The organism is Selenomonas sp. oral taxon 137 str. F0430 (assembly GCF_000183625.1).
Lineage (GTDB): Bacteria > Bacillota > Negativicutes > Selenomonadales > Selenomonadaceae > Centipeda > Centipeda artemidis.
On the sequence record NZ_AENV01000008.1, the window covers coordinates 224,909 to 239,205 of the forward strand.

Annotated in this window: 11 protein-coding genes and 1 riboswitch; of the genes, 2 read left to right on the top strand and 9 right to left on the bottom strand. The window is 55.1% G+C overall.

From position 1 onward, the window contains the following. Positions 1 to 14: 14 nt before the first annotated feature. The 3 genes from HMPREF9162_RS06345 to HMPREF9162_RS06355 form a co-directional block, all read right to left on the bottom strand. Positions 15 to 239: a hypothetical protein gene (locus tag HMPREF9162_RS06345; protein WP_009438737.1), complete on the bottom strand. Its 225-nt coding sequence runs from the start codon at positions 237 to 239 to the stop codon at positions 15 to 17. Positions 240 to 464: 225 nt separating this feature from the next. Further along, on the bottom strand, positions 465 to 1,913 hold the full coding sequence (locus tag HMPREF9162_RS06350) for a hypothetical protein (protein WP_009438630.1): 1,449 nt from the start codon (positions 1,911 to 1,913) through the stop codon (positions 465 to 467). A gap of 18 nt (positions 1,914 to 1,931) precedes the next feature. Continuing rightward, positions 1,932 to 3,287, bottom strand: coding sequence for a phosphomannomutase/phosphoglucomutase (locus HMPREF9162_RS06355; protein ID WP_009438858.1), 1,356 nt, complete (start codon positions 3,285 to 3,287; stop codon positions 1,932 to 1,934). Between the two features lie 264 nt (positions 3,288 to 3,551). Between HMPREF9162_RS06355 and HMPREF9162_RS06360 the strand changes: the two genes are divergently transcribed. After that, positions 3,552 to 4,505 carry an AEC family transporter gene (locus tag HMPREF9162_RS06360; protein WP_037350382.1) on the top strand — a complete coding sequence of 318 codons (954 nt, stop codon included), beginning with the start codon at positions 3,552 to 3,554 and terminating at the stop codon, positions 4,503 to 4,505. Positions 4,506 to 4,577: 72 nt separating this feature from the next. Here HMPREF9162_RS06360 and HMPREF9162_RS06365 read toward each other — a convergent pair whose 3' ends face one another. Then, positions 4,578 to 5,591, bottom strand: coding sequence for an iron ABC transporter permease (locus HMPREF9162_RS06365; RefSeq protein ID WP_009438761.1), 1,014 nt, complete (start codon positions 5,589 to 5,591; stop codon positions 4,578 to 4,580). Then, entirely contained in the window at positions 5,588 to 6,640 is a 1,053-nt protein-coding gene (locus HMPREF9162_RS06370; RefSeq protein WP_254655368.1) for an ABC transporter substrate-binding protein, read from the bottom strand. Before HMPREF9162_RS06370 ends, HMPREF9162_RS06365 begins: the two co-directional genes overlap by 4 nt. A gap of 110 nt (positions 6,641 to 6,750) precedes the next feature. Here HMPREF9162_RS06370 and HMPREF9162_RS06375 point away from each other — a divergent pair, with 110 nt between their 5' ends. After that, positions 6,751 to 7,545, top strand: a complete 795-nt coding sequence (locus HMPREF9162_RS06375) for a Rossmann-like domain-containing protein (protein ID WP_009438943.1) — start codon at positions 6,751 to 6,753, stop codon at positions 7,543 to 7,545. A gap of 351 nt (positions 7,546 to 7,896) precedes the next feature. Here the strand turns inward: HMPREF9162_RS06375 and HMPREF9162_RS06380 are convergent, their stop codons facing one another. The 4 genes from HMPREF9162_RS06380 to HMPREF9162_RS06395 form a co-directional block, all read right to left on the bottom strand. Next, positions 7,897 to 8,436 (bottom strand): transposase, encoded by a 540-nt coding sequence (locus HMPREF9162_RS06380; RefSeq protein ID WP_009438785.1) that lies wholly within the window; start codon positions 8,434 to 8,436, stop codon positions 7,897 to 7,899. Between the two features lie 448 nt (positions 8,437 to 8,884). After that, complete coding sequence (locus tag HMPREF9162_RS06385) at positions 8,885 to 10,897, bottom strand: TonB-dependent siderophore receptor (protein ID WP_009438708.1); 2,013 nt, start codon at positions 10,895 to 10,897, stop codon at positions 8,885 to 8,887. Between the two features lie 110 nt (positions 10,898 to 11,007). Further along, positions 11,008 to 11,139: riboswitch (molybdenum cofactor riboswitch) on the bottom strand. A gap of 158 nt (positions 11,140 to 11,297) precedes the next feature. Continuing rightward, on the bottom strand, positions 11,298 to 13,508 hold the full coding sequence (locus HMPREF9162_RS06390; RefSeq protein WP_009438607.1) for a methyl-accepting chemotaxis protein: 2,211 nt from the start codon (positions 13,506 to 13,508) through the stop codon (positions 11,298 to 11,300). Between the two features lie 162 nt (positions 13,509 to 13,670). Beyond that, positions 13,671 to 14,192, bottom strand: a complete 522-nt coding sequence (locus HMPREF9162_RS06395) for a PepSY domain-containing protein (RefSeq protein WP_009438830.1) — start codon at positions 14,190 to 14,192, stop codon at positions 13,671 to 13,673. Positions 14,193 to 14,297: the final 105 nt, after the last annotated feature.

The window sequence follows — 14,297 nt, forward strand, 5'->3', positions numbered from 1 at the left end:
TATCTTTCTTCATATTATTTAGTTTCCTTCATTTGGTTTTCCACAATATTTATCTTTTGCTGAGTCCGCAGCTTTATCAATACACTCTCCAATGATACTTCCCAATACGATGCCTGCTCCAACGGCAAGAATTTCCGGGGCTGCTGCTGCAATGAGTACTGCACCGACTCTATGCCTACTCCGCCACTTGCCACAGCGGCAACAGTATCTATTGCGGCAGCCTTGTCCTCTGTCGTCACATCATCTCCTCCCTTGTCAGTAGTACTGTATAGATTTATTTTCCCCCTTTATTATTACAAAAGATAATAAGGATTGTTATTTTCGTCTTAAAAGATATTGGTTCTTTCTTCTATTCTATTCGAGAGCATCATATAATTTCTATATTTTTTAGGATACAATGTACTCAAAAAACCGACGCTGCTGCACGGCTGTGTGCAGCAGCGTCGGTTTTTAGTTGTACCGCTTTACTTTTTCAGTGCGGCGAGTTTCGGTCCCATGATGCGCTTGTACGCCTCGACGCCGGGCTGGTCGAACGCATCCACGTTCGCGAGCTCGCCCTCGTAGGCGATCGACATGGAGAGCATGTAGAGCAGTTCGCCGAGATGATACGGCGTCAGCTCCGGCAGTGCGAACACTGCGCTGTACCGCTTATTCGAGGCGAGTGCATCCGCGTTCGACTGGCGCGCAACCTCGAGCGCCGCGCCCATCGTGACGCCCGCGATGTCCGCGAGTTTTTGCACTGTGGGGAACGCGTTCGGAATCGTGATGTCGTCCGCCCATTTGTCGATGCGGATGAACTGCACGACCTTGTTCAGCCGCCCCTCCTGATGCTGCTGCGTCTGCGCGTGCATATCCGTCGTGCCGACGGCGACGACGGGCGTGCGTCCGTAGCAAACTTCCTTTCCATCCTTGTTGAACTGCTTGCCGAGGGATTCGGCGAGGAGCTGGATATACCACTCGGAGACGGATTTCAGATAGTCGCCGTACGGCATCATGACCTCGATGTCGCGCCCATGCTTCTCCGAGGCGGCGAATTTCAGCGCGGCGTTGAGCATCGCAGGGTTCTGCCAGAGGTCGTCATTTTGACACGCCGCATCCATATCGCGCGCGCCCGCAAGGAACTGCTCGATGTCAAAGCCGATGCACGCGGCGAGCGTCAGCCCGACCTCGGTAAAGACGGTGAACCGCCCGCCGACGCCGTCCGGCACGGCGAACTGCTGCCAGCCCATCTCCATCGCGAGCTTTTTGAGGAGCGTCGGCTTCTCTTCGTTCGGGTCGGTGACGGCGACGACCTCGACCTCGACGTTGTCCGCCTTCATAAATTCATCGTACATGACCATGAAGTTCGACATCGTGTCGAGTGTGCCGCCCGACTTCGAGATGACGAGCAGCATGATGCGGAGTGCCCCCGCGCCGTTCTTTTTCTTGATCTGTGCGACATCCTTGAGGTGATTGATAATGTCGCCCGTGCGCCGCGGGTCGATGTTGTTCCCGCTGAAATAGATGCGCGGGTAGTTCTCGCGCTGCTGGTTCGAGAGTGAGTTCCACAGCTCGCCGCAGTGCACGTCGAACAGCACCTTGTTCCCGAGGAACGATCCGCCGATGCCGAGCGAGATGAGGACATCCGTATGCTCCTGCGCGTGCTTGCCGAGTTCCTTCAGCCGCGCGATGGACGACGGGGAGTTGATATGCCCCTCCTCGATGTACGGCGTCTGCGAGAACAATACTTTCTCCGGCTCGCCGTCTTTGGAAAGATGCGCGCGGATGAAGCCCGTGGCGCGCATAACCTTCATCGCCTCATGCGCCTTTTTGAGGGCGTCCGCATAGGCCGCGAGGTCGGCGTCCGTCACCTTCCCCTCGCCGTAGAGATTGTCATAGTCAAAGGTAAACCCGGATTTCAGTACAAGACTCATCGAAACACTCCTTCCCGCTCAGCCGCGAATCTCTTTCAGCAGTTCGTCCGTCTTTTCCTTCAGCAGCGCGTGATCGGCGCGCGTCTCGACGTTCAGGCGAATGACCGGCTCCGTGTTGGACATGCGCAGGTTGAACCGCCATTTGTCGAACTCAATGGACAGTCCGTCGACCTTCGTCACCTTGCCCGCTTTGCCGTATTTCGCCTCGATACGATCCATGACCGCCTTCGCGTCCGTGACCTTGCTGTTGATCTCGCCCGAGGTCGGGAATTTATCGATGCGCGCCTGCATGAGTTCCGAGAGCGTCTTGCCGCCCGATGCGCTCATGAGCTCGGCGACGAGCAGCCACGGAATCTGACCGCTGTCGCAGTAGGAGAAGTCGCGGAAATAATGATGCGCGCTCATCTCGCCGCCGTAGATGGCGTTGACCTCGCGCATCTTGTCCTTGATGAACGCGTGCCCGCTCTTGCACATGACGGGCTTGCCGCCGAGACTCTCGGCGATCTCGATCGTGTTCCAAATGAGCCGCGGATCGTAGATGATGCTCGCGCCTTTGTTCTTCTTGAGGAAGGCTTCGGAAAGGAAGCCGACCATGTAGTAGCCCTCGATGAAGCCGCCCTTCTCGTCGAAGAGGAAGCAGCGGTCGAAGTCGCCGTCCCACGCCACGCCAAAGTCCGCGCCCGATTCGCGCACGACCTTCGCCGTCGCCTCGCGGTTCTCCTGCAGGATGGGGTTCGGCACGCCGTTCGGGAAGTTGCCGTCCGGCTCGTTGAATACCTTTACCAGCTCGAATGGGAGCAGTTTCTCCATCGCGTTGATGATGGGACCCGCCGCGCCGTTGCCCGTGTTGACGACGATTTTATACGGCTTCAGCTTGCTCACATCGACATAGGAAACGATGTGCTTGACGTATTCGTCGAGGATGTCCACCTGCTCGATTTTCCCCGGTGTCGCCGCAGGCGCGGGATAGGTCTCACCGACCGCCATCGCCGCGATGTCCTTCAGCCCCGTGTCGCTCGAGATGGGGCGCGACTCCGCGCGCACGAACTTCATGCCGTTGTACTGCTTCGGATTATGACTCGCCGTGATCATGATGCCGCCGCCGAGCCCGAGGTGCGCCGTTGCGAAGTAGATCATCTCCGTGCCGCACTGCCCGAGATCCACGACGTCGCAGCCCGCCTCGGTCAGCCCCTTTGCGAGCGCATCACGGATCGCGGGTCCCGAGAGCCGTATATCATGACCGACCGCCACTTTCTTCGCGCCAAACAGCGTGGGGAAACTGCGCCCGACACGGTAGGCAAGCTCCTCGTTGACTTCGTCCGGGTAGACACCGCGTACATCGTATGCGCCAAAACCTTTGTCCGTCACTGCCATAACGTCCCCTCCTCCTGAGAGATGCCGCCCGGCGCCTCTCAAAACAGTTGATTCACTGTGCGCCGCAGGAACAAAACACGGCGCAAATATCATATTATATAATGAAAATATTCGCCGCCGCGCGTCTCTTTTCCTGTCTATTTTGATAAATATAAAGAAGTTTTCCTTTGCATTTCCATTGATTTTAATTGCGACTTGGAGGTAGAATACAAGCAGCCGGATCCTCCGGCACAGACGGCGCAGCGCAAAGGAAAGGCGATTCTCGTGGACACATCGGATTACCGTATCATCTATCTTTTCACCGACCTCCTCCTGCCGATGATCGTCGGCTATCTGCTCTACCGGCACGGCAAAATCTCGGACGCTCTCATCAACAAGATTCTCCGGGGCAATGTCATCGTCATCTACACGATCCTCGCGTTCATGAGCTGCTGGACGCTGCCGATCTCATGGGATCTCGCACTCATCCCTATCTACGGGATTCTCATCGTCCTCTTCCCCGCACTCGTCGGCAAGGCATTTTTCATTCGGCGCTATCACAGCCCTCTCGACCGCGGCGCGTTCCTCGCGAACGCGATGATGTCGAACATTACGACCCTCGGCGGCGTCTGCGCCTTCATCCTCTATGGCGAACAGGGATTTGCCTACGCGCAGATCATGGGTATCTTTCAAACGCTTATGCTCGTCCTCGCCGTCTTCCCCATGGCGCAGTATTATTATTTGCAGCACAAAAATCACGGCAAGCCCGGCAAGATACAAATGCATTTCCTCAGCATCTTCCTCTCCCGGAACCAGCTCAGCATCATCGGTATGGCGGCAGGGCTCGCGCTAAACGCAGCGGGCATCGCGCGTCCGCCCGTCCTCGGGGACGTATTCGAGGGACTTGTCCACTTCGGCGCGTGGTTCGGGATGCTGCCCGTCGGGGCGCTCGTCAACCTCCACCGTACGCGCCGTTATGCACGATATACGCTCGACCTCTTCCCGCTGCGTTTTTTCATCCTGCCCGCCTTTATGATGGCAATCAGCTATCCATTCGTCCGCGATCCTGTTCTCCTCGGTGCCATCCTCGTATTCTCCGTGACGCCGGGTGCGATCAACTCCGTCACCGCGGCAAAGCTCTATAGGCTCAATGTCGACTATACCATCGCGGGCTTCCTCACCACGAGCGTCGCATTCTTCTTCGTCGTCTATCCAGCGCTGTACTTTTTCCTGCGATAGGAACGTATCCATAAAAAGGCGGTAACGAACGCGTCAAAAACGCGATGTCGTTACCGCCGTATTTTTTATGAATCAACGTAATCTGCGGTGATGCCGTATCAAGAGATACAGGAAAAACGGCACGCCGACGAGCGAGGTCAAAATGCCGATCGGCAGTTCCATCGTCCAAAGGCTCCGGGAAAAGTCGTCCGCAAGCAGGAGGAGCAGCGCGCCGAGGAGCGCCGACGCGGGCAGCAGGCGGCGCGCATCCGCCCCCACGAGGAAGCGCGCGAGATGCGGCACAACGAGCCCCACCATGCCGATGATGCCGCTGAGCGACACGGCAGTCGCCGTCATGAGCGTCGCACAAAGAATAACGATGAACCGCACGCGCTCCACATCGATGCCGAGCGTTTGCGCCGTCTCGTCGCCGAACGAGAGCAGATTGATCCTGCGGCGCAGCAGCACGAGCGGCAGCATCCCGCCCGCGATGAGCACAGCGGGCAGGGGCAGATCCTCCGGGCGGATCGCCGCCAGACTCCCCATCAGCCAGTAGACGATGACGGGCAGCTTATCATACGGATCGGCAAGGTATTTCGTCATGGAGAGCAGCGAGGTAAAGAGTGTGCTGACGATAATACCGGCGAGAATGATCGAGAGCGTCGTATCCCCGCCCCGACAGAGCTTCACCCCAACGATGTAGGTGACCGCGACCGCGCACATGCCGCCCGCAAAGGTCACGCCTTGGAGCAGCCATATCGGCGCGCTCCACAGGATCGCAATCGCCGCGCCGAATCCCGCGCCCGCCGAGACGCCGAGGATCCCCGGCGACACCATCGGATTGCGGAACATGAACTGATACGCTGCCCCCGAGACCGAGAGCGCCGCTCCGACGAGCATTGCCCCGACGATGCGCGGCATCCGCAGCGCGAGCACAGTGGAGGCGGGGCTGTGCGTCACGGGAACGATCCCCATCTGCCCCGCAAGCGCATACAGCATGTCCCCCACGAAAAGGTCGTAGCGTCCGATGAGGAATGAGCAGAGAAACACTGCTGCGAGCAGACCGACGAGGAGAGCAAATCGAATGCGCAGTGCCGCGCCCGTCATCGCAGTACCCGCTCCTTTGCAAGCAGTACGTCCACGCCCGCATCGTCGAGCTCATAGTGATAGAACAGCCGGTAGTACCTCTTCGTCTCTGCGCGCAGATCAAAACCGGACTCCTGCGGATAGAGCCGTACAGCGAGCCATATCATGCCCATAAAACGATTGACCGACGGCGGGCGTCCCATCCAGTCATAGGGCTCGGCGGGAACGCGCAGTACCTTCCCGTTTTTCACCGCGGAGAGCTCCCGCCACGGGAGCGCCGCAGGATCAATCTCCGTCTCCGCGCCAATGAGAAGGACGTCGGGGTTCCACGCGAGGATCTGTTCATAGGACACCTGCGACATCGCGCCGTTCGTCGGCTGCTCGGCATCCGCGACGTTATCCGCGAGCAGGTCGAGCACCTGTGCGTGGAACGAGCCGCGGACAACTGCCATATTCCCATTTGCCCCCGCGACGTAGAGCAGACGCGGTTTTTTTTCGATCTGCGAGGCAAGCGTCATCGTCCGATGGTAAATGTCGGAGCAGTAACCCGCAAGTTCAAGACCTTCCTGCTCCCGCCCGAGCACCTTGCCAAGCGTGCGGTACGCCTCGTCCGTATTGTCGAGCCGCGCCTCCACAAAGATCACAGGAATGCCGAGCGCCGCTTGGATCCCGTCCATATCCTCCGCAATTGTCGGCTTTTTCTCCCCGACATCGATGATGACCTGCGGATTCGCAGAAAGGATCGCCTCCTTATTCAGATTCTTCATCCCGTAAAACTGTCCGAATACGGGAAGATCGGCGTACTTCGTCCCAATATAGGGGAGCGCGGCATCCTTCCATTTGCCCGCGACGCCGACGAGCGCATCCGGCGCAACCGCAAAGAGCGCGACCTGCGCGAGCCCGCCCGACGGCGCGATGCGCTCAATGTGCTTCGGCAGCTCTACCGTTCGCCCCGCGGAATCCGTGAACGGATAGGTGTCGTCATTCTCCTGCCGCTCCGTGCTGCATCCCACGAGGACACAGGTTAGGAGAAACAGCACGGCAAGGAAGAGATTCTTTTTACACGGCATATTGCTCACCTCATTTTCCCTCATTGTATCATATCTCCGAATTTCCGTGGTTGCGTTTTTTCAAATTTCTGCTATCCTGATAATGAAATAAACACCTCAGCGGAAAGGGCGTGTTTTTCTTGAACTATTGGCATCTCTACGACGAAATCCTCGCAGATATACCGGACGACGTCTGCATCGACGACTACGCGGTCGGCGTCCCTTGGACGTTCGTCCGCACCGGCGGCTTTACCGGCGTCGCCATGACGATCCGCAGCGACACGCGCCCTCACATGCGTGACGAGAGCTTTATCGGGTGTTCGCTGCGCGAGGCGGCGGAATGCGTCATGTCGTGGAACGGACACGAGGCATCCATCGCAACTGCGGCAATCAACGCGTGGATCAACCGTCCGAAGAAAGTCGCCGCACTGCGCGGGTTCCACAACGAGGACGAGCACGCCGAGACGCTCGCCGAGCGGCGCAAATTCGAAGCGTTCGCACTCTACAAGGAGCGCATTCGCGGGAAGAAGGTCGCCGTCGTCGGGCATTTCCCCAATTTTGAAAAGGAATGGTCGCCCATCTGCGAGCTCTCCATCCTCGAGCAGAATCCGCACGACGGAGATTATCCCGCCGAGGCCGCCGAGTACGTCATCCCGCGGCAGGATTTCGTCTTTATGACAGGCGCGACCTTTACGAATAAAACCATGCCGCGCCTCTTGGAGCTGTCGCAAAACGCGGTGACCGTCATCGTCGGTCCCTCCGTCCCCATGCACCCGTGCCTCTTTGACTACGGCGCGGACGCACTCTCCGGCTTCACCGTCACCGAGCCCGACCTTGCCGCCGATCTCGTACATCGCAGCTCGTGGCAGGGCATCTCCCCCTGCGGCAAGATGGCGGATCTGTTGCCGCCGGGGACGCTTTTATAACACGCGGGTCGCGTGTATCGATGCATTCTCGTTTCTATTGCATGGCACGCATAAAGAGTTTGAGGGCACGGCAGCGCCGTGCCCCTACAGGACGCGTGTATATCGTGATGTTTGCACACAACGAGGCGAACGAATCTGTCGCACATTCAATCAACATGTTCTCATATATCGAACTGTTCTACGCCTTCCATCGGTTGACATGGAATCGCCCCCCCGTTTATGCCGCCTCGGTAGGGGCACGGCGCTGCCGTGCCCTCCTCCAATGTATCGCGGCTGAACAACATCAATGCAGACGACCAAGTTCCCCCTTCCTCCGATACGGCGCGACACTTGCGTTCCCGATACAATTGTTTATCTGATATACAGCTCATCCTCCTCCCATTTTACAGGATTATTTCGAATGTATGCGACAATATTTTGATATTCCTCCTCTTGGCGAATCACACGTTCATAATAATTTTCCTGCCGGAGTACGGCACCGTTTGTTCCACGAAGCTCATTGATACGTCGTGTAACAATCGCCTTAAAGGAGCGTACGATCGTCGGCAACGAACCAACTGTCGGCTTACCGAACTGCTCTCCCACTCTGCCGGTATGTTCCTTATCGGCACGTGGTTGCCGCGTATCCAAAAACAATATCCCATGAAAGTGATTTGGCATCACAACCCATTCGTCTATCAGGACATATGATCGTAAAAGCCCGGTCTTTAGCCATTCATCCACCACAATATCGCCAAACGGGTTGCATATCATTTCCCCCTGTTTTATTTTTCCAAACAAAGGACGATGCCGGTAGGTGCATACAGTAATAAAATATGCGCCGTTTTGTGTATAATCGTATCCTTTTATGCGAATGCTGCGGCGATGATGTACGGAGGAATCATACGACACGGCTTTCCTCCTGCTCCTATCATGTAAAGTGTATGTGTATCGGCTTTCGTCCTATTGCATGGCGCGTGTATGTTGTCCAAGGGCACGGCACCGCCGTGCCCCTACGGGGCGCGCGTATATCATGATGTTTGCACACGATGTTAGGTGCACGCGAATCGAACCATTTATCCAAGATGGTACAAAATTGTATGCCGTCGTTTTGAAGAGCTGCCCATTGACATTAGAACATAAACATCCCCCATATTATGCCGCCCTCCCCCGATGCATGGCGGCTGAACAACATCGAGACAGATGGATAAATTCTCCTTCCTTCGATAGACGACGGCGTACCATTCCGCGCTTCTATGTCCCCATGTTCATATACTAAAAATACTTCATGCTACGAAAGAACGCAATCCCTCGTCCACCACGGAACGATAGGATTGCGTTTCTTTTGTGACCTAAATGCTTAGAAATCCATCTCGACGCCAAGCATGACGTTTGCGCCCTGTGCATCATGATAGAGCTTGTCTTGGTAGTCCGTATTAAAGATATTATTCACGCGTAGGAAGCACTCTAAATCGGTCTGCGGGCGATATCGCAGGTCGAGATCCATTGTGAGGTATCCCTTGCTGTTCGGTCTGCCGCTGCCGTTTGTCCACCCGCTGACAGCGCGCCCCAAAAGTGTCGAGCGCCATTTGCCCATACGATAGGTCGCACCAAGATTGAACATCTGTTTCGGCAGCCCCGTCGCACCTGTTGTGTTTCCGCCCGTTATGTCTTCAGCTTTCATCCATGTATAGTTGGCAAAACCATGCCAACGGCTGCTAAAGGTTTGCCGATAGCCAAGTTCCAGACCATGGATACGCGTCCGGTCGACATTATAGTATGGACCTCCCCGAACAATGCGCGTGATGCGATCCGTTACGTCCGTCCGGAATATAGAAAGATCGAGCGATGCCTGCGATCCGAACCGATGCTTCCAGCCGATCTCATAGTTTCGGTTGCGTTCCGGTTTCGGTATAGGAATGCCTTGACGGATATTCGTCGCTGCACTCTTTGCCTGAACAAAGAAATGCGTACGCCCGGCTGAAAATCGAACAGTATCATCCTTCGTCAGATCGTGTGTAATATTAAGCACAGGGTCAGTTGCGTGTTCTTTACTTTCTTGTTTTGTTTCACTTGAACTCGCGTGATCCTGCGCTACGCTCTCATAACGGAGCCCCAGCGTCATGCGGGTACGTGCGTCAAAACTCCATGCATCCTCCACATAGAACGCTTGCCTCTTATCCGCACCACGCTCGCTGTAACCGGTATTATTCTCGTCCGTATGCCAGTCAATCTTTATATATTTCGCACCAAAGCCGAGCTGATGTTTTGCTCCAAGTGCCGCGGAGGCATTGGTCTCAATACCGTTTCCCTTCGAAAACCACCCGCTGCGATACCACTGAGGTGCGCCTGCGGTAAAGTGTGTGAGACTCCCGCCTTCTCTGGTCAACAGGTTCCGCACCCATAAATTATTATCATCAACCAAATGATAATACTGCACATCATACTGCCACTTATCACTCGGGCGGCTCTCGAACTGAAGGGCAATATTCGACTGCTTAAAGCCGTCATAATGCCAATCCCGTGTTTTGTTATTCTGTTTCATCGGCCTCGTGATGCCGTTCCCTGCTGCAACAGACCAGTTTGTTCCGTTATTGAGCACCGCTCCTGTCACCGGATCAATATTATTGGCAATCTCGGCATCCATATTGGAATAGTAGCCGCTGAGTGTCAGCGTAGATTTTTCCGCCGTCTTGACCTTGATCTTTCCGTCGAAATAGGTTTTCGTATTCTCTTCATTCGGCTGATAGCCATTCGTATGGCGGCGCGAGACATTCACGGCGTAGCTGACGTTCCTATCGCTGCCGCTGTAGCCGATACGCATATCATAAGCATGATGAGAACCTCCGCCAATATGCAAATGCAATCTTCCTGCGCCTTCGCCGTCCTTCGTTGTGACGAGGATCACGCCGCCCTTATAATCCGTCCCGTAGCGTACGGGTCCGGGACCCTTAACGATCTCAACCTTCGCAATCCTGTCTGCGGGAATTGTAGAAAGATCAGCTGCCGCATTCGAGGCAATACCGTTCAGCGGGAATGCGGGTACTCCGTCAATAAAAACTTTTGTCTGACCGACCTCCGCGCCGCGGATGCGCACCATCTTGCTGTTCTTGTCGGCAGGTGCCATGTAAAGCCCCGGCACCTGTGAAAGGATCTCCGAGAGGTCGCGGTAGCCGCGATCCTTGATCTCCTCCGCCGTGATGGTATTCGTCGTGACGAGGTACTTATCCACGCCGTCCGCCTCAACGACAACGTCGCTCGTCTCATACGGCTCGACCGTCGGCGCCGCCTGCGCCTGAGGCAGGAACGCAAAGCCCAGTCCCGCCGTAACCGCTGCGGCAAGAGCCAACCGATACGCGCTCTTTTTCTTCATACCAATCTCCCTTTCTCTTTACAGCTATGAACCGCATATAATAAAAAAGAACCGTTTCCCGTACCGTCGGCACAGCAAACAGTTCCCCTGCCGGTTTCATGCTCCGTCACAGCGGTCGCTGCCGATTTCCTTTTCAGTACGGAAGGGCGCGGCGTTTCCGCCGTTCCCCTGTGAGCAGATTGCTCAGGCGCGATACCATAGGTGCTCCCCGTAGGTATCTTTGCTCGGAACTCGTTTATTTTACAATTTATAATTAATTTTATCAAAGAGAATTAACAAGTGTCAATGACTTTTTTCACACCTTCCCCATATATGAACGACTACATCAAAAGGACGGCACATCGGTACAAATATACGTTGATGTGCCGCCCTTTTTATTGATGAAATGGCTGCTTTCCTTTTAGACGTTAAACCGCCCCACCTCATTCTGCAGATCGGTTGCGATCTGTGCGAGGCTTTCGCTTGCCTCGGCGATGTCGGCGAGCGCCTGCGTCTGCGTATCGACGGATGCCTCAGCTTCGTCAGTCGTGACATCGTTCTCGTGCGCCATGTCCATAAGTTTCGCGGAGACTGCGGCGATCGCTTGGTTCTTCTCATTGAGGCGCTTGGAGGACTCGTTCAGCTTCGTGACGACGCTGTTCGCTCCTGCGACTGCCTCTGCGATCATGTCAAAGCGCCGCTGTGTGCGTCCAAGGTTGACGTTGCTCTCTTCAACCAGTTTCTTCGAGACTTCCATGGTATCGACCGCCTGCTGCGCTTTGGTCTTGAGCTCACCGATGATGCCGCTGATCTCATCTGTAAAGCCGCGCGACTGTTCGGCGAGTTTGCGGATCTCCTCGGCGACGACGGCAAACCCGCGTCCCGCTTCACCCGCGCGCGCAGCCTCGATGGCCGCGTTGAGCGCGAGGAGGTTCGTCTGCTCGGAGATGGACTGGATCATCGCGCTCGCCTCTTCGATGCGCTCCGCGCTCTGATTCGTCTCCTCGACGACGCGCGAGACTTCCTGCGTCGCATCGGAAGTCTCGGCAGACTTCTTGAGGAGATCGGTCAAGATCTCCGCGCCCTCGGTCTGGCGCTTCGCGATGTTCGCGGTCGCCTCGTTCATCTCCTCCATGACCTTGTCGTTGGCTTCGAGGAGCTGCAAAATCTCGTTGGTGTGATCCACGGCATCCTGCGTATCCTTGACCTGTACGCGCGCACTCTCGGCGATGCCGTGAATGCCTTTGCGCACTTCCTCCGCCGAATGCGAGGTGTTCTGCGCAGTCGCAGTCAGCTCTTCGCTCGTCGCGGCGACGGACTGAGACGCACCGTTGATCTTTCCAATGATCTCTCGCAAACTGTTTGCCATACGTGAGAGCGCCGTTACCATCATGCCGATCTCATCGCTGCGAGAAGCATGTATACGCACCTTCGCTCCCTTGTCCTTATCGAGATCAAGATCCGCAAACCGCGTCAGTACCTCACATACGTCGCTGATCGGCGTGATGAGACGCTTTTTAACAAAGAGTGCCAACACAACAACAAGGGCGGCCGCGCAGATAATCGCCAACACAACAGAAAAGATCACCATGTTGCGCGCTTCACCAACAAATACGTTCTCATCCGTGATGGAGTAGATCACCCACGGCGTTGCGTTCTCAAGCCCTTGGAAATGAATTTGACGGAATACATAAACCGCCTCACGCCCCGTCGTCGCCGACTTACGTTCATTGGTATGAATACCTTTTGTCTCATAAATATCTTTTTTTTCAGCATCTGTACTCTGCATGAGTTCAAAGGCATTCTTCATGACAGAGTTTGCATCAATGCCGTTGCCGAGCATATTTCCCTTATCATCAATGAGTGCATAGAAATTATCTTGTGTACTCACTGCGGCAAGATCGTCTTGGAACTTCGAGACATCAAAGTCAAGTGTAATAGATCCAATGAATTTGCCGTTTTCAAGAATCGGCATACCGATCGAAACAAGCAGGGTTTTCTTTCCGTTCACATCATCATAATAGGGCTGCGAGAGCATCATCTTACCCGTACTCTTTGGAACGCTGTACCATGTGCTCGTATCGTATCCGGTCATCTCTTCGAACTCGATACCGCCGTTTGCAGTACGTCCTGCGTACGGCATTTCACGCCCCGTCTCATCGGAGTAAAGCACATTCACAAACTCTGCGTCTTTCCCGTCAAACGCATTGGGCTCAAAGGTGACGCCTGCACCGATGAGGTTGCTGTTGGCGCGCATCGCCTCTTCGAAGATCGTGAGCATCGCCTCGCGGCTGCGCTGCTCAGGCGGCTGTTGTAAAATGGTCTGGATTCGCGCGCTGATGTCGTCACCCGTCTGCTTCACCGAGTCATAGCGGCTGAGGATGGGCAGAGACATGCCGCTCAGCTCATTATACTTCGATGCCATACCAGCGTTCAAGAGTTCCTTATATGCCTTATAGCCGACAAATGAAATGAGAATTGTCACCATGACGACAACCCCGATGAGCGTGATTGCATTCAGCTGGAAGCCGATCCCTCTCCCTTGTTTTTGCATTTGTTCCTGCAAAATATTCTCTCCCTTCCCTATGCGTCCGTTCCCGCACGGATGCTGTGATGCCCCGATATGCGTCAACAGTCCGCCAAAAGCCGTTTCTTCTATAAATGAAATTCCATTTTAATTTAATAAATTCGCCGCAAATGTTCTTTATCCTCTTTATTTTTGGCGAAAATAAAAAAGCTTGCTGCACGGCGCTCGACACGCTCATGCAGCAAACCTTGTCACTGTATACTATTTTCAAAACCTATCGTCGTCGACTTCCGCCTCATACGAGAGCACATCGCCCGTCACGGCGTCGATGCGAAGCTCGTACTCCATCGTTCCCGCGTGGCACTCGACTTTATAAACAGGGCTAAAAGTCTGCCCGTCATTGCGGTACCGCTTATCATGGTCGCGCGTCTTGAGTTTGATCTCCCACATGCTCAGCTCCGACTCTTCCTTACCGACGGTTGCCGCAGTGATCGCGCGCACCTGCGCTTCATCAATGAGTTCGACGCCCTGCTCCGCCGCCTGCGCACGTACCATCTCGGCGCGCGCCTGCGCCTCCGCCTGCTGCATGTGCATATATGCACCGCCCGCGGTCACGGTCGCGCAAAGTACGGCAGCCGCCGCCATCTTCCTCATGTGTGCGGGGCTGAATATGTTTGCAAACGCTGCCTTGATACTCTTCATTTCCATAATCATTTCCTCCTTGCCTTTCGGCATACATTTCTTTTTGTTCTTGTCGATGTCTGTATCATAGACGAAAATATTAAACAAAATGTAAACACCGGAAAAACTTTTTAGAAATTCTTCACTTCCATGCAGATTTTTTACGTTGTATCGGTTATAATGGCACTGGATAAGAGCAAAGATTCAGTCAAA

Excerpts from the sequence above, each read along its gene's own strand:
- HMPREF9162_RS06385 (WP_009438708.1), bottom strand. The coding sequence starts at position 10,897 with ATGAAGAAAAAGAGCGCGTATCGGTTGGCTCTTGCCGCAGCGGTTACG.
- HMPREF9162_RS06350 (WP_009438630.1), bottom strand. The coding sequence starts at position 1,913 with ATGAGTCTTGTACTGAAATCCGGGTTTACCTTTGACTATGACAATCTC.
- HMPREF9162_RS06355 (WP_009438858.1), bottom strand. The coding sequence starts at position 3,287 with ATGGCAGTGACGGACAAAGGTTTTGGCGCATACGATGTACGCGGTGTC.
- HMPREF9162_RS06370 (WP_254655368.1), bottom strand. The coding sequence starts at position 6,640 with ATGCCGTGTAAAAAGAATCTCTTCCTTGCCGTGCTGTTTCTCCTAACC.
- HMPREF9162_RS06365 (WP_009438761.1), bottom strand. The coding sequence starts at position 5,591 with ATGACGGGCGCGGCACTGCGCATTCGATTTGCTCTCCTCGTCGGTCTG.